We start from the raw sequence: 15,018 nt of genomic DNA, 5'->3' as shown, positions 1-15,018 counted from the left end.
CAAAAGAGACTTCTGGCCGTGCTAACCACCCTCATTAAGCCTTTTCGCAATATAATAAATAATTATCACCAGACGAAAGAGAAGAGCATGAGCACCCAGCTTGCAGTCGGAGATCCGGCTCCCTCGTTCACCCTCCCCGACGCCGATGGACAGCCGGTAAGCTTCGCGGAGTTCCGCCAACGCAGCGTTGTTGTGTACTTCTACCCCAAGGCCGAGACGCCGGGGTGCACCACGGAAGCATGCGACTTCCGCGACAACCTGGCATCGCTCCAGGGCGCAGGCTTCAGCGTTGTCGGCATCTCGCCGGATACGCCGGAAGAACTCGCCTCCTTCACCAGCAACCACGGGCTGGCGTTCCCCCTGCTCTCCGATGTGGACAACGCCGTCGCCAAAGCATGGGGCGCGTACGGCGAACGCCAGCGCAACGGTGAGACCGTCGTCGGCATCATTCGTTCCACCATCGTTGTCGGCCCGGACGGCACCGTACAGCACGCCGAGTACGGCGTCGAAGCCAAGGGCCACGTCACACGACTGCGTGAACAGCTGAGCGTCGCCTAGTTTTCATATGCAAAAGGCCCTCCCCCGGCGAGAGGGGAGGGCCTTCTGCGTTCCCGGATGGACGTGCTAGCACCCTTCCGGAGTCTTTGGTGGGCGGCTTACGCCGCGCCCCTGCGGAGCAGGCGGCCCGTTGGCTTCTCGAGGTCCAGCACCTCACCTCGCAGGTAGGTGGAGCGGACGACGCCGGACAGCGCCTTGCCCGCGTAGGGCGAGATCGGGTTCTTGTGGTGGAGCTTGTGGACGTCCACCACGAAGGTGTCGTCCGCCGCGAACACCGAGAAATCGGCATCGTATCCGAGCGCGAGCTTTCCCTTCCGCTGGAGCCGCGCGATCGCCGCCGGGCGGGCAGACATCCACTCCACAACCTGCTCAAGCGGAATGTCCCGCTTCCGCGCCTCGGACCAGATCAGCGAGAGGCCCAACTGCAGTGAGGACACGCCGCCCCAGGCCACACCGAAGTCGCCGTTCTCGAGGTCCTTCAGGTCCAGGGTCGACGGCGAGTGGTCGGACACGATGCAGTCGATCGTCCCGTCGATCAGGCCCTGCCACAGCAGCTCCCGATTGGACGCCTCGCGGATGGGAGGGCAGCACTTGAACGCCGTCGCGCCGTTCGGGATCTCCTCCGAGAGCAGCGTGAGGTAGTGCGGGCACGTTTCCACGGTGAGGTTCACGCCGTCGCGCTTCGCCGACGCGATCATGGGTAGCGCGTCCGACGACGACAGGTGCAGGATGTGCGCCCGCACCCCGGTCCAGCGGGCGCGTTCGATAACCTCCGCGATGGCCACGTTCTCCGCGCCGCGCGGGCGGGAGGCCAGGAATCTGGCGTACTGGTCGCCCTCGGCGGACGGGGCCCGGTCGATGGCACGCGAATCCTCGGCGTGGACGATCATGAGGGAGTCGAACGTCTTCAGCTCCGCCATGTCCTGTTCCATCTCGTCTGCCTCGAGGTGCGGGAATTCGTCCACGCCCGAGTGAAGCAGGAAACACTTGAAGCCGAAGACGCCCTCGTCGTGAAGCGGGCGGAGATCGGCCGTATTACCGGGGATCGCACCGCCCCAGAATCCGACGTCGACGAAGGACTGCGTTTCCGCCGCGGCCCGCTTCTGCTCGAGCGCGTCCACATTCACCGTCGGCGGGATGCTGTTCAGCGGCATATCGATGATGGTGGTGACTCCCCCGGCTGCGGCGGCCTTCGTGGCGGACGCGAAGCCCTCCCATTCCGTGCGGCCGGGTTCATTGACGTGTACGTGGGAATCGACGAGGCCCGGGATCAGCGTCTCGTCCGGAGCGAGTTCCACAATGCGCCCACCGTCCAGGCCATTACCGAGGGGCTCCATCGCCACAATGACGCCGTCCCGCACGCCGATCTCACGCGGGGCGATTCCCGCCGTCGTCAAAATCCGTTCGCCCCGGATCACGAGGTCAAACGCTTCCGTACTCATGGATTTCCTCCGCTTGATCCGACACCGATGCCAAGGGAGGCAGCGATGTTGTGTCCTACCTGCTGAAGCAGGTCGCCGGCATTGGCGATGCACTTCCCGACGTCCGGTTCCAGATCCGTCAGCGCATACGCACCCACGAACCCTGCCTCCTGAACCTGCTGCTGCGTCAGCGTGGTCCTCCCGCAGACGGCCAGCACAGGGATTCCACCGGCCGCCTTTGCCACCCCAAGCGGAGTCTTGCCGCCGAGGCTTTGCTCGTCCAGGCTGCCTTCGCCCGTGATCACGAGATCCGCCCGGGACAGTTTGTCTGCAAGTCCGGTAAGTTCCAGTACGACGTCGATGCCCGGCCTGCGCTCCGCGTTCAGTACAGCGAGGGCGGCGTACCCGACACCACCTGCGGCGCCGGCACCGGGAGCCGTGGCCTGCGCCTGCACCCGCGACCCCAGTTCTTTCGCCAGTACCTCAACGAACCGCGCGAGCGCGTGGTCGAGGTGCGCGACGTCGTCGTTCGTGGCTCCTTTTTGGGGGCCGAAGACCGCCGCGGCCCCGGTGGGGCCGAGAAGGGGATTGTCGACGTCGGACGCCAGGATGAACGCCGCGTTGGCGAGCCGGGGGTCCAGCCCGAACAGATCGATCCGGGCGAGCTCAGCCAGCGCCGCGCCTCCGGGAGGTAGCGGTGCGCCTGCGTCGTCGAGCAGAACCGCTCCGAGTCCCGCCAACATCCCGGCCCCGCCATCGGTGTTGGCGCTGCCGCCGACGCCGAGCACGATGTTGGTGCAGCCCTGGTCGAGCGCGTAACGGATCAGTTCACCGGTGCCGAGACTGGTGGCCTCGCGGGCCCGCCGTACTCCCCCGGGAAGAACGGCGAGACCGGAGGCGAGGGCCATCTCGATCACCGCGGTGGAATCTCGGATAGCGATCGGTGCTTCGACGGGTTCGCCGGTCGGCCCTGAAACCGTCGTGGTGTGACGGTCGAACCCGGCGGCGAGGGCAGCATCCAGCGTGCCCTCGCCGCCGTCAGCCACGGGAACAGCGTCCACGGTGAGGAGCGGATCCGCGGCGAGCAGCCCGGCGCGAAGCCGTTCCGCTACCTCGGGAGCGGTCAGCGATCCCTTGAACTTGTCCGGTGCGATGACGATTCGCATGACGCTATTGAACCAGCCCTCTAGACCAGCAGGGAGATGGCTGTGGGTGCGTCGTCGGCGGATTCGGCGAGGTCCTCGAACTCGTTGATCGCGTCGATTCCTGCGGCGCCCATCGCGATGTTGGTGACGCGTTCCAGGATGACCTCGACGATCACCGGCACGCGGTACTCCTGCATGAGCGCGCGGGCCTTCTCGAACGCAGCCTGCAGGTCATCGGCCTCACGGACGCGGATCGCCTTGCAGCCCAGGCCCTCGGCGACCTTGATGTGGTCCACGCCGTAGCCGGCAAGCTCCGGGGCGTTCACATTCTCGAACGCAAGGGAGACGTGATAGTCCATCTCGAACCCGCGCTGCGCCTGACGGATCAGGCCGAGGTAGGAGTTGTTCACCACCACGTGGATGTACGGCAGCTGGAACTGCGCGCCGACCGCCAGCTCTTCGATCATGAACTGGAAGTCATAGTCACCGGACAGTGCGACGACGGTCTCCCCCGGGCTTGCCTGAACCACACCGAGCGCTGCCGGTCCGGTCCAGCCCAGCGGGCCGGCCTGACCGCAGTTGATCCAGTTGCGGGCCTCGTAGACGTGCAGGAACTGGGCGCCGGCGATCTGGGAGAGCCCGATGGTCGAGACATAGCGGGTGTCCCGGCCGAATGCCTGGTTCATCTCCTGGTACACGCGCTGCGGCTTGACCGGCACGTTGGTGAAGTTGGTCTTGCGCTGCATCGTGGACTTCCGCTGCGCACAGTCCTTCACCCAGGCGTTCCAGTCGGGCAGGCCCTGCTGCTCCTTGCGTTCACGGGCGATCTCGACAAGCCCGCTCAGTGCCGCGCCGGCGTCGGACACTATTCCGAAGTCCGGGGCGAAGACGCGGCCGATCTGGGTGGGCTCGATGTCGATGTGAACGAACTTGCGGCCCATGGTGTAGACGTCGAGGGCCCCGGTGTGGCGGTTGGCCCAGCGGTTGCCGATGCCGATCACGAAGTCGGACTCGAGCATGGTGGCGTTGCCGTAGCGGTGCGAGGTCTGCAGGCCCACCATGCCGGCCATCAGCTCGTGGTCATCCGGGATGGTGCCCCAGCCCATGAGTGTGGGGATGACCGGGATGTTCAGCAGTTCGGCGAGCTCCACCAGTTGCTCGGAGGCATTGGCGTTGATGATGCCGCCGCCGGCCACGATCAGCGGCTTTTCGGCTGCAACCAGCATGTCCAGGGCCTTCTCCAGCTGCTTGCGCGTGGCGGCAGGCTTGTGGACCTGGAGCGGCTCATAGGTGTCCGGATCGAATTCGATCTCGGTCTGCTGCACGTCGATCGGCAGATCGATCAGCACAGGTCCGGGGCGGCCGGTCCGCATCTCGTAGAACGCCTTCTGGAACGCACCCGGAACCTGCGCGGCTTCGAGCACGGTCATGGCCATCTTGGTGACCGGCTTGGCGATCGAGGAGATGTCCACTGCCTGGAAGTCTTCCTTGTGCAGCTTGGCCACGGGAGCCTGGCCGGTGATGCACAGGATGGGGATGGAGTCCGCCCAGGCCGAGTACATGCCGGTGATCATGTCGGTGCCGGCCGGGCCGGAGGTGCCGATGCAGATGCCGATGTTGCCGGCTTTGGCCCGGGTGAAGCCTTCGGCCATGTGCGAGGCGCCCTCGACGTGGCGGGCGAGGACGTGGTGGATGCCGCCGTGGGCTCGCATCGCGGAATAGAAGGGATTGATCGCTGCGCCCGGCAGGCCGAACGCCGTGGTGGCGCCCTCCTTTTCCAGGATCGCAACGGCTGCGTCAACAGCGCGCATTTTGGGCATGGTGTGCTCCTACTTGAGTCTGCGGTCCGTCGAGTTGGCAGGACACACCCCTTATGAGGTGTCTTTCGAGGCGTGCCCTGCCAAATGAACGGGAAGTGGGGGTGGTTATTTGCCGGAGAGCTGGTTGATCAGCTTGAACAGGCCGGAGTGGTCCAGGCCGCCGTCACCCGTGTTGACGAGTGAGGCAACCAGCTGTGCGACGACGGCACCCAGTGGGGTGGCAACGCCGGCTTCACGGGCGGCTGAGGTGACAATGCCGAGGTCCTTGTGGTGGAGGGCTAGTCGGAAACCGGGGTCGAAGTTACGGTCGAGCATCTTCTGGCCCTTCTGGTCGAGCACCTTGGAGCCGGCGAGGCCGCCGCCAAGGACCTTGAGGGCGGCGTCGGTATCCACGCCGTAGGCCTCGAGGAAGACGATCGCTTCTGACAGGACGCCGATGTTGACGGCGACAATGAGCTGGTTCGCGGCTTTCACGGTCTGACCGGAGCCGGACGGGCCAACGTGGACGATGGTCTTGCCGACGGCGTTGAGTACGTCCTGGGCGGCATCGAAGTCTTCCTTCGCGCCCCCGACCATGATGGAGAGGGCGGCGTCGATTGCACCTTGCTCGCCTCCGGAAACCGGTGCGTCCAGCGGGCGAAGGCCGGCATCGCGGGCCTGCTTCGCGAGTTCAGCGGCGACGTCGGGGCGGATGCTGCTGGCGTCGATCCAGAGGGCGCCCTTCTTTGCGTTGGCGAAGACGCCGTCGTCGCCCTTGACCACGCCCTCTACGTCCGGTGAGTCCGGCACCATGGTGATGACGACGTCGGCATCCTTCACCGCGTCGGCGATGCTGGCTGCCGCTGCTCCGCCCTCGGCGGCGAGCTTGTCCATCTTGTCGGAGCTGCGGTTGAACCCGGTGACGGTGTGGCCGGCCTTGACGAGGTTGATGGCCATGGGCAGGCCCATGATGCCGAGACCGATGACGGTTACGTTCTTGGTGGAGGTGCTCATTGTCGAATCCTTAGGTTCTTAGCGGGAGGCGTGTTCGCGGATGGTCCAGGTGAAGGCGGCCTCGGTCGGCTCCTTGTACTCGAGTCCGATGGGGCCCTGATAGCCGAGTTCGCGGCTGCGGGCGATCCACTCACCGAGGGGGAGGTCGCCGCTGCCGGGTGCTCCGCGGCCGGGTGCGTCGGCGATCTGGATGTGGCCGAAGTCCCTGGCGTGATTCTCGATGACCTGTGCAACGTCGTCGCCGTTGACCGCGAGGTGGTAGAAGTCGGCGAGGAGCTTGATGTTGCTCTTTCCCGACGTGGCCGTGACTTTCTCGATGACGTCGAGTGCGTCCTGCGCGGTGATCAGCGGGTACCTCTCAGCGCCGCTCACCGGTTCCACGAGGACCGTGCCGCCGATTGCGGCTACTGCTTCCGCGGCGAAGGCGAGATTCTCGACGGCGATAGCGTCCTGCTCCTCGGGGCTGACGCCGTCGATCCGGTTGCCGTACAGGGCGTTGAAGGCCTTGCAGCCCAGCCGCTCACCGATTCCGACGACGACCGGCACGTTGGCGCGGAAGTCCTCCTGCCGCTCGGGCCAGGAAACGAGGCCACGATCGCCGCCCGGCATGTCGCCGGCGTTGAAGTTGAGACCTGTGAGCTGGACGCCCGCATCGGTGATGGCGTTCTCGAAGGCTGCGATGTCGGCGTCGGACGGGGTGGAGGTGCTGAAGGGCCACCAGAACTCGACGGCGTCGAAGCCGGCCTTCTTCGCAGCAGCCGGCCGCTCCAGCAGGGGCAGCTCGGTGAGGAGGATGGAGCAGTTCACGGTGTAGGTCATCGTCGATCCCTTGTGCTTAGCTTTGTCTGTTCTTCCGTAATGTGGAAGTAACTTTCTGTCTAATGAAATGGTAGGGCGTTGGAGGGATGTGAGTCAACCTTCTCTTCGGGGTCCTCGCGCAGAAGTGGCCCTTCGCACCAGGTCCGTGGGTGCGAACCAACGTCTTCGTCGCTAAGGGCCACTTCTAAGCTTGGGCAAGCACTATGCCGCCGGGCGCACGACCGCGCGCGCAAAAGCCCGAAGCACCCGTTCTTTGAGCTTCACCTCATCAAAGACGTCCTTCCACTCGACGCGCAGGAACGTCCACCCCTCCTCCATCAGTGCCTTCTCCCGGCGTCGCTCCTCGAAGATGGCCTGCTCCGTGGGGCTGTAAGCGAAGTACTTCGCCTTCCCGTCAAACTCGGGGGCCACTTTCCGCTCGCGCCATCCGAAGTCGAGCCGGTGCAGGCCATGGCGCGTGTGGACGACGAGTTGTTGCTCCGGCATCGGCAGCCGCATGACTTTCATGGCGTGGAGTGCAAGGGTCTCGCCGGGCGACTCGGACAGTGAACTGGCAACCTCCAGCACCCTCCGCGCCCTGTGGACCCCCTTGTGGCCGGGGTGCTCCGCAATCGTTTTCTCCATCACCGCCCCGTCCGCGCCCAACCACAATCCGTGCTCGGCAACGATCAGTCCCGACCTGTGCGGGAGAATCCGGGAGCAGTCGACGACGGCCCGCTCGAGCGAGGTGACCCGCACGCCGCGTGCCTCCGTGACCTCGAACTCAGAAAGCCGCGCCTGGTGTGTCCTGACATCGGGTGCTTGGCTGGCTGAGGATAGAGCCGCCTGCTGGGTGACATGGATAAGAGAATCGGCGCCCCACAGGTGCAGCCCGTGCAATCGTGCGGCAGAGGTGTGGCTGTAGGTTCTCTCCGCGACGGCCGCAACCGCCGTCACCAGCCTGTGGGCATAGATCATCCGAGTAGCGCGCTGCCCTGCTGACAGGCCGCTCCAGTGGGAGTGGTGGATATAGCAGCCCCTCCGAAGCCGCACCAGAGACCCGGCGGCCGTCAGCTCTCTGATCTGGACAGTTGACAGGCCTCGCTCCCTGAGCATCCGGGTAAGCCATAGTGCGTTGCGCGACAGCCAGGGAGGTTCGTCCATGGGTCAAGCGTGCGTTGCTCCCCGGCACCGATCAGGCGCCAGTTTCTGTTATGTGGACAACGCGCCCGACAGCAACGAGGCGACACCCTCCAGAAGTGGCCCATAGCGTCAGATTCGCCGATTCGAGGCAGCGTACACGTACCCAAGGGCCAGATCCGCGCGATAGCCTTAATGCAAGGAAAGGGGACCGATGCAACGCGCGGACAGGGATGAAGAAGTAACGGCAATGGTCGAGTGGCCACGGCCGCTCAGCGCCGAGGCCCTCAAGGTAATCAAGACCGTACTTCTGGGCGTGCTCGTGGTCACCGCCCTCCTGCAGATCATTCCGTATCAGATGCTCGGCGGACTCGCGAACAACCTCTTCACGATCATCCTCCTCCTGACCTGGGCAGGACCGGCGCGGCGGTTCTTCCAGCGTCGCGCGCAGGAGCGCAACGAAGAACGCAACGACGGACCTGCCGCAGAGGACAGGTAAGCGTCAGGGCACTCGGAGTTCGCTCACGGTGACGGAGCCTTCAAGCACCACCTGAATCACCGGAGGCATGGCACCGGCAGGGCCGGAGAGGTGAATCTCCACGTCTCCGACATACCCGGTTGCTACCGGCACAGCACCCCGCTCGATCCTGCTACCACCAGGCCCCGGAACCCGGATCCGCAGCACGCCGCCCTCGCTACGAACAACTCTCACCGTGACGGCCTCAGGCGCGGAACCTTCCCACCCGCGGTAGGTCAGCGCACCCCGCAGCAGCGCGGGATCTGCGACCGTCACCGCGGTTCCCTGCAGGGGCGTCTCCGGCACCAGCAGGGCATTGGCTGATTCGTCGAAGAGCTCAGCGCGGATCCACATTCCACGACTCCGCGCCGGGCTGCGCTCGCCGTCGATCTCGAGGGTCACAGCCAACGGCAGGTCCTCCGCCGAACCGCCAACCAGCAAGGAATACGACCCCGGCTCCACCAGCATTCGCTCGGCCGCCGGACTGAACGTCGCAAGCTTCTCCACCTCTACCGGGATGGAGACGACCGTCTGCTCGCCCGGCTGCAGGGAGACCCGTGCGTGGGCAACCAGCCTCCGCCGCGGGTACCCGGGCAGGTCGGACGTCGCATACACCTGCACCAACTCATGCAGCACCCGTTCGCCGGCATTCCGTACGGCGACCTCGATGGCATTCGGCCGCAGTTCGGCCGATTGGTACTCCACAGCGCCGTAGCCGAGCCCGTGGCCCAACGGGTAAAGCGGTTCCGCCGAGCTGTAGTGATACGTCGACCGGGCGCCGATGATGTCGTAATCGAGAATGTCAGGCAGGTCCGCATCCCGCGCCCACCAGGTCTGCGGCAATCGCCCGGAGGGTTCATGGTCACCGCTCAGCACGTCGGCCACACCCCGCCCCAGCTCCTGCCCACCATGGGAGGACCATACGACCGCCGGCGCCTCCGCGAGCTCGCCGAGCGCATAAGGGTAGGACGAAACAATCAACAGCACCGTGCGCGGGTTCGCCTCCCGCACTACCCGGATCAGCTCCTGCTCACCCTGCGGCAGGTCCAGCGTGGAACGGTCCAGCGTCTCCCGCCCGCCCAGGTGCGGATCATTTCCGACGACGACGACGGCGACCTCCGCCGACGCCGCGGCCGCACGTGCCGCTTCGGTTCCGGACCGGATGGTCCTCAGCGTGAATCGGTCGGCATCCTGCTCGGACCCGGTGACAAGGACGGCGCTGCCTGTCCCTTCCTCAACCCGGACCCACTTTCCGGAGGCGATGTGCCGCAGGGCAAGCGACCCATCGGCCGAGCGGTGCAGTGCGAAGGTCTCCTGCACCACCCACCCGCCGACGCGCTCCGCCGATGCCCGAAGGTACCCGCTCTCCCCGGAAAGGAAGCACGTATTCGCGGAGGACCGAAGCGCATATTCGCCGCTTCCCCAGTCCTTGAGCGCGAAGGTTTCAGCCGTTCCAGGACCGGCGGCGGCAGCCGTCACCGCGGCTGAACCGTCCGGCACGCTGAGGTATCGGTTGGTTCTTACGCTGCGAAGCGCGACGAGGTCCAGCGCTTCCTCTGCGACGACGGCGTCGTACCGTTCAGCGAGACCGTCGGCGATGCTGACGGGGTTCACAAGTGATCCGCTGTACCAGTCGGTGAGCACGTCCGAACCCAGGGAACCGATCACCGCAACGGTACCCGGCGCATCTCCCAGCGGGAGGACCGGACCGCCGTCGACCGGGGCGTTCCGGAGAACCACCACGGACTTGCGCGCGGCCTCGCGGGCCAACGCGCCGTGTTCAGCCGTCAGCAGCGCGTCGGCAGAAATGGATCCGTACACGCCGCCGTCGGCGAGGAACTCCCCGGTACGTTGGCGCAGGGTGAGGAGGCGGAGGACCGCAGCGTCGACATCGTTCATGGTCAGAAGCCCCCGTGCCAGCGCCTCCTCCAGGTAGGCGATCGACGGTGCCGGATTGTCGCCGTCGTCCGTGAAGCTGTCGACGCCGGCCCGGAGGGCCGCAGCGTAGGCACTGGGGCCGTCGTCGAAATACTTCTCCGCCGTGAACAGCGAGGAGGGTGCGCCTGCGTCGGTGACGATCGCGAGGGAATCCCCATTGCGCCACTGCCGAAGGTGATCGGCCACCAGGTCGGAAACGTGCGCCGGCCGACCGTTGACCAGGTTGTAGGAAAGCATGACGGCGCCCGCTGCACCCGATTCGATCGGGAGGCGGTAGGCGGGAAGCTCGTACTCGTGCAGGACGCGCGGCGGCAGCTGGCTGGAGGTGACGTTGCGGTCGCGCTCGTTGTTGTAGGCGAGGAAGTGCTTCAGGGTGGGGACGGTCAGCCACTGCTCGGCATGATCGCCCTTCAGGCCTTCACAGTAGGCAGTCGCCAGCCGGGCGGTGAGGTCGGAGTCCTCGGAGAACCCCTCCTCGTTCCGGCCCCAGAGCGGGTGCCGGAGCGGATTGACCACGGGGGCCCAGACGTTCAGGCTCACCGTCGGGTCAGAGGCTTTCTTGGCGCGCATCTCCGTACCGACGGCGTGCCCCACCCGGCGCAGCAGCTCCTCGTCCCAGGTGGCTGCGAGTCCCACTGTCTGCGGGAATACCGTCGCTTCGCCGAGCCAGGCAACGCCGTGCGCCGCCTCTGCGCCCGTGTGGAAGTACGCCAGGCCGGCGTCGGGAACAGCGGGCGAATGCTGATGGAGCAGGGAGATCTTTTCGGCCGGGGACAGCGTCGCGAGAATGCTTTCGGCGGTACGGGTAGCCAAAGGGGTTTCGGTCACGAAGATTTTCCGATCGCTGGGGGAAGTTTTGTTTAAGCGCTTGCACAGCGCTTCTCGACCACCATGCTGACACCAAGCGCTGTGATACGCAACACAATTCCCTCTTGCCTGAACCCGGAAGATGCCCTAGCGTGGGACCAATCGAAGCGCTTCGACTGATTCGATGGTCATAGCGCTCCAATTTCTGCTGCAAACCACGCAAGCGCCATACCAGCGCGCCTGGACACAAGGAAGTGCACCATGCCAATGAATTCACACGGCTCCAGCCTCGAAGGCGTCGCCCGCAAACCGCTGGGCAGGCGGTCTTTCCTCGGCCTGCTCGGCGGAGCCGCCTTCTTCGCCGCCTCCCCCACGTTCCTTACCGCCTGCAGTACCGGCGCGTCAGCTCCGCAGGCGACGACGGCGGGCGGCCTGGCTGACGCCGTCGCCAAGCTGGTGCCCAGCTACATTCCGATGGACCTGGTCCAGCCCGATATCCCGGGCGTCAACGGGTCCACCCCCGGCTTTACCACCATTCCCACCAAGCTGGTCAAGTCGGTCCCGAAGGCGCCCGGCAGCGGCGGCACCTACACGGCCATGACTCCGGCGTGGTGGGCAATTCCCCGCGGCTTGCCGGACAACGCCTACTACCAGGCCGTCAATGAGCGTCTCGGTGCCACCATCAACTTCCAGGCCAATGACGGCAACACATACGGTGACAAGATCCAGACCGTGCTTGCCTCCCCAAGCGACGTTCCCGACTGGGTGGTCATTCCCTCGTGGAACATCCCGCCGCGCTTCGGTCAGGCGGCCAAGGGCCTGTTCACGGACCTCTCCCCCTACCTGGCCGGCGACAAGGTCAAAAAGTATCCCAACCTCGCCAACATTCCGACGGCAGCCTGGAAGTACAGCTGCTTCGAGGGCGGCCTGTACGGGCTGCCGATGCCAACCACACTGCTCAACGACGCGTTCTTCTTCCGCAAGGACCTGTTCGACGAAATGGGACTGGAGCAGCCGAAGACTGCCGAGGAATACATCACCATCGCGAAGGAAGTCACCGATCCGTCGAAGAACCGCTGGGGATCCGAAGACGTCTGGAACGGCGCGCAGATCATGCACGGCGTTGTCCCCAAGTGGAAACTGGTGGACGGCACCCTGGTGCACAAGTTCGAGACCGAGGAGTACCGCGCCGCCCTGGAATGGATCGTGAAGCTGTTCAAGTCCGGCGCTGTCCACCCGGACGCCGTCGCAGGCAACGCGCAGCAGGCGAAGTCCCGGTTCGAGTCGGGTGCCACGCTCATGACGGTCGACGGCGTCGGTGGTTGGCATGAAGCGCTCGGCCGGGTCCTTCCCACCAACCCCGACTTCCAGATGCAGCCCATGGACTACTTCTCTCCCGACGGCGGCGATCCCGTCCTATTCAGCGGCCAGCCCGCCGGCATCTTCAGTTTCATCAAGAAGACCGAGGACACCGCGAAGGTCGAGGAACTGCTGGCACTGGCCAACTTCATGGCCGCACCGTTCGGGACGCAAGAGAACCTCCTCATCAGCAGCGGCGTCGAGGGCAAGCACTTCAAGCGCGACGACCAGAACATCCCGCAGATGACCGACCTCGGCCGCGAGGAAGTCACCAGCACCTACCAGTTCCTCGTGAGCCCGCCGGCCGTCAACTCGCAGGTCCAGTATCCGGGCTTCGTCGAGGCGAAGACGGAATGGGAAGCACGGCAGGCAGCCTTTGTGCAGGAGGACGTCTTCTTCGGAATGCAGATCCAGGAGCCGCCTCAGTACGGTTCACTGGGCGCGCCGTTCGACGATCTCGCCAAGGACATCGCCCGCGGCCGCAAGAGCATCAAGGACCTCGATTCCGAGATTGAGACCTGGAAGCGGAACGGCGGCGAGGAACTCCGCGAGTTCTACGCCGGCTTCCTGACCGCGTAAACGCCGCCGTCATGACCACCACGAATCTCTCCCAAAACGGGCAGCGGACTGCAGAAACGCTCGACGGCGTCACAAGCCCGCCTGCCCCGCCGCCGGTGCGGCGCAAACAGGGCCTGCGGACGCGGTTCCGCCGGGACCGCTCGCTCGTTCTCATGGCGCTTCCCGCCGTCGTTCTCCTGGCTGTCTTCGCCTACATACCGATGTTCGGCAACGTGGTCGCCTTCCAGAACTACTCGCCGTTCATCGGCATCCCGGCCAGTCCGTGGGTAGGCCTCGAGAACTTCGGGCGTGTGTTCAGGGATCCGGACTTCTGGAACGCCGTGCGGAACACTCTGATGATCACCGGTTTCCAGTTGGTGTTCTTCTTCCCCATCCCGATTGCGCTGGCGCTCCTGCTCAATTCGCTGCTTCAGCCGGCAATGCGGGCCACCATCCAGGCGATCGTCTACCTCCCGCACTTCTTCTCATGGGTGCTGGTGGTGTCGGTTTTCCAGCAGCTGCTGGGCGGTGCAGGACTCCTGAGCCAGATGCTGCGGGCAAACGGGTGGAGCGGCATGGACATCATGACAAATCCCGATACGTTCCTCTTCCTCATCACCTCACAGGCCGTCTGGAAGGACGCGGGGTGGGGCATCATCGTCTTCCTCGCCGCCCTGGCAGCGATCGATCCCGAGCAGTACGAGGCTGCGGCCGTCGACGGCGCCAACCGCTGGCGCCGCATGTGGCACGTGACGCTCCCCGGCCTGCGGTCGGTTATCGTCCTGCTGCTCATCCTCCGCCTCGGCGACGCGCTGACGGTCGGGTTCGAGCAGCTGATACTGCAGCGCGATGCGGTCGGCACTGAGGCAGCAGAAGTGCTCGATACCTTCGTCTACTACACCGGCATCCAGAACGGCGACTGGAGCTACGCGGCTGCCGCCGGTCTCATCAAGGGCGTCATCTCGCTCGCCCTCATTCTCGCCGCCAACAAGGTGGCACATCTCTTCGGTGAAAACGGGGTGTATTCCAAGTCATGACAACGATCATCAAACCAGCCCCGGCCCGCCGGACAGGTGTTTCACGACCGGCATGGGAAGAAGAACCGGGAATAGCTGCCAAGGCAGGCAAGGCGGTGCTGCTGTGCCTCGTGGTGCTCGCGGTGCTCGGCCCGCTCTACACAATCGTGCTCACCAGCATCTCCTCGCAGGGCACCATCACCCAGGCGGGCGGCCTCGTCCTCATTCCGGGCGAGATCACGGTCGACGCCTACCGCCAGATCCTCAACGGCGGCGTCGTAACGCGCGCCGTGATGGTGAGTGTCGGCGTCACCGTCGTCGGAACGCTGCTCAGCATGGTGGTGTCGATCCTGTGCGCCTACGGCCTCTCACGGCCCGGCTCCTTCGCCCACACGCCGCTGCTGTTCACCCTGCTGATCACCATGTTCTTCAGCGCGGGCATGATCCCGTCCTACCTCCTGGTCTCAGGGCTGGGACTCATCAACTCCTACTGGGCGCTGATCCTGCCGAGCGCGGTGTCGGTCTTCAACATCATCATTCTGCGCGGATTCTTCATGGGCATCGACCGCGGGATTCTGGATAGCGCGCGCATCGACGGGGCGAGCGAGTGGCGCATCCTGGCCCAGATCGTACTTCCCATGTCGAAAGCGGTGACCGCCGTGATCGCGCTGTTCTACGGCGTCGGCTACTGGAATGCCTTCTTCAACGCGGTGCTCTACATCAATGACAGCGCCAAGAACCCGCTGCAGGTGGTCCTGCGCTCCTATGTGCTGCAGGGCGTATCCGTGCCGGGGCAGATTGACCTCGGCCAGGGCGTAGCACCCTCGCTCGCGCTGCAGATGGCCGTCATTGTGATCGCGATGGTGCCCATTCTCCTCGTCTATCCGCTCGTGCAGAAGCACTTCACCAAGGGCGTCATGATCGGCGCGGTGAAGGGATGACGGAGAC

The 15,018-nt window shown here is 65.2% G+C and carries 12 protein-coding genes; 5 read left to right on the top strand and 7 right to left on the bottom strand.

The window, feature by feature from the left end:
- Positions 1 to 87: 87 nt before the first annotated feature.
- Entirely contained in the window at positions 88 to 558 is a 471-nt protein-coding gene (bcp, locus tag AC4D2M_RS10865; RefSeq protein ID WP_490891825.1) for a thioredoxin-dependent thiol peroxidase, read from the top strand.
- A gap of 98 nt (positions 559 to 656) precedes the next feature.
- Here the strand turns inward: bcp and allB are convergent, their stop codons facing one another.
- The 6 genes from allB to AC4D2M_RS10835 all read right to left on the bottom strand — a co-directional run bounded on the left by allB (position 657) and on the right by AC4D2M_RS10835 (position 7,899).
- A complete protein-coding gene (gene allB, locus AC4D2M_RS10860; RefSeq protein ID WP_490891824.1) occupies positions 657 to 2,000 on the bottom strand; it encodes an allantoinase AllB in 1,344 nt (447 codons plus the stop codon).
- Positions 1,997 to 3,145, bottom strand: a complete 1,149-nt coding sequence (locus tag AC4D2M_RS10855; protein ID WP_490891823.1) for a glycerate kinase — start codon at positions 3,143 to 3,145, stop codon at positions 1,997 to 1,999. Before AC4D2M_RS10855 ends, allB begins: the two co-directional genes overlap by 4 nt.
- A 20-nt stretch (positions 3,146 to 3,165) precedes the next feature.
- Positions 3,166 to 4,944: a glyoxylate carboligase gene (gcl, locus tag AC4D2M_RS10850; protein WP_490891821.1), complete on the bottom strand. Its 1,779-nt coding sequence runs from the start codon at positions 4,942 to 4,944 to the stop codon at positions 3,166 to 3,168.
- A gap of 105 nt (positions 4,945 to 5,049) precedes the next feature.
- The gene (locus tag AC4D2M_RS10845; protein ID WP_490891820.1) at positions 5,050 to 5,937 is read right to left on the bottom strand and encodes a 2-hydroxy-3-oxopropionate reductase; all 888 of its coding nucleotides are present in this window, start codon (positions 5,935 to 5,937) and stop codon (positions 5,050 to 5,052) included.
- An 18-nt stretch (positions 5,938 to 5,955) separates the two neighbouring features.
- Positions 5,956 to 6,756 carry a hydroxypyruvate isomerase family protein gene (locus tag AC4D2M_RS10840; RefSeq protein ID WP_490891819.1) on the bottom strand — a complete coding sequence of 267 codons (801 nt, stop codon included), beginning with the start codon at positions 6,754 to 6,756 and terminating at the stop codon, positions 5,956 to 5,958.
- 201 nt (positions 6,757 to 6,957) lie between these two features.
- Positions 6,958 to 7,899, bottom strand: a complete 942-nt coding sequence (locus tag AC4D2M_RS10835) for a type IV toxin-antitoxin system AbiEi family antitoxin domain-containing protein (protein WP_490891818.1) — start codon at positions 7,897 to 7,899, stop codon at positions 6,958 to 6,960.
- A gap of 190 nt (positions 7,900 to 8,089) precedes the next feature.
- Between AC4D2M_RS10835 and AC4D2M_RS10830 the strand changes: the two genes are divergently transcribed.
- Complete coding sequence (locus AC4D2M_RS10830) at positions 8,090 to 8,374, top strand: hypothetical protein (protein WP_490891817.1); 285 nt, start codon at positions 8,090 to 8,092, stop codon at positions 8,372 to 8,374.
- Positions 8,375 to 8,377: 3 nt separating this feature from the next.
- Here the strand turns inward: AC4D2M_RS10830 and AC4D2M_RS10825 are convergent, their stop codons facing one another.
- Positions 8,378 to 11,158, bottom strand: a complete 2,781-nt coding sequence (locus AC4D2M_RS10825) for a glycoside hydrolase family 3 C-terminal domain-containing protein (RefSeq protein WP_490891816.1) — start codon at positions 11,156 to 11,158, stop codon at positions 8,378 to 8,380.
- A gap of 240 nt (positions 11,159 to 11,398) precedes the next feature.
- Here AC4D2M_RS10825 and AC4D2M_RS10820 point away from each other — a divergent pair, with 240 nt between their 5' ends.
- Genes AC4D2M_RS10820 through AC4D2M_RS10810 form a run of 3 tightly spaced genes read left to right on the top strand, consistent with a single transcriptional unit; the run spans position 11,399 to position 15,011 of the window.
- Positions 11,399 to 13,075 (top strand): extracellular solute-binding protein, encoded by a 1,677-nt coding sequence (locus tag AC4D2M_RS10820; protein WP_490891814.1) that lies wholly within the window; start codon positions 11,399 to 11,401, stop codon positions 13,073 to 13,075.
- Positions 13,076 to 13,086: 11 nt separating this feature from the next.
- Positions 13,087 to 14,091, top strand: coding sequence for an ABC transporter permease (locus AC4D2M_RS10815; protein ID WP_490891813.1), 1,005 nt, complete (start codon positions 13,087 to 13,089; stop codon positions 14,089 to 14,091).
- Entirely contained in the window at positions 14,088 to 15,011 is a 924-nt protein-coding gene (locus tag AC4D2M_RS10810; protein WP_490891811.1) for a carbohydrate ABC transporter permease, read from the top strand. Before AC4D2M_RS10815 ends, AC4D2M_RS10810 begins: the two co-directional genes overlap by 4 nt.
- Positions 15,012 to 15,018 lie beyond the last annotated feature (7 nt).

It is taken from the genome of Arthrobacter sp. TJ-270, assembly GCF_058269075.1.
The sequence above is the reverse complement of the archived record's forward strand: the minus strand, read 5'-3'. Positions and strand labels throughout refer to the sequence as shown.

Coding starts and splice junctions, on each gene's coding strand:
- bcp (WP_490891825.1), top strand. CDS start 88: ATGAGCACCCAGCTTGCAGTCGGAGATCCGGCTCCCTCGTTCACCCTC.
- allB (WP_490891824.1), bottom strand. CDS start 2,000: ATGAGTACGGAAGCGTTTGACCTCGTGATCCGGGGCGAACGGATTTTG.
- AC4D2M_RS10855 (WP_490891823.1), bottom strand. CDS start 3,145: ATGCGAATCGTCATCGCACCGGACAAGTTCAAGGGATCGCTGACCGCT.
- gcl (WP_490891821.1), bottom strand. CDS start 4,944: ATGCCCAAAATGCGCGCTGTTGACGCAGCCGTTGCGATCCTGGAAAAG.
- AC4D2M_RS10845 (WP_490891820.1), bottom strand. CDS start 5,937: ATGAGCACCTCCACCAAGAACGTAACCGTCATCGGTCTCGGCATCATG.
- AC4D2M_RS10840 (WP_490891819.1), bottom strand. CDS start 6,756: ATGACCTACACCGTGAACTGCTCCATCCTCCTCACCGAGCTGCCCCTG.
- AC4D2M_RS10835 (WP_490891818.1), bottom strand. CDS start 7,899: ATGGACGAACCTCCCTGGCTGTCGCGCAACGCACTATGGCTTACCCGG.
- AC4D2M_RS10830 (WP_490891817.1), top strand. CDS start 8,090: ATGCAACGCGCGGACAGGGATGAAGAAGTAACGGCAATGGTCGAGTGG.
- AC4D2M_RS10820 (WP_490891814.1), top strand. CDS start 11,399: ATGCCAATGAATTCACACGGCTCCAGCCTCGAAGGCGTCGCCCGCAAA.
- AC4D2M_RS10815 (WP_490891813.1), top strand. CDS start 13,087: ATGACCACCACGAATCTCTCCCAAAACGGGCAGCGGACTGCAGAAACG.
- AC4D2M_RS10810 (WP_490891811.1), top strand. CDS start 14,088: ATGACAACGATCATCAAACCAGCCCCGGCCCGCCGGACAGGTGTTTCA.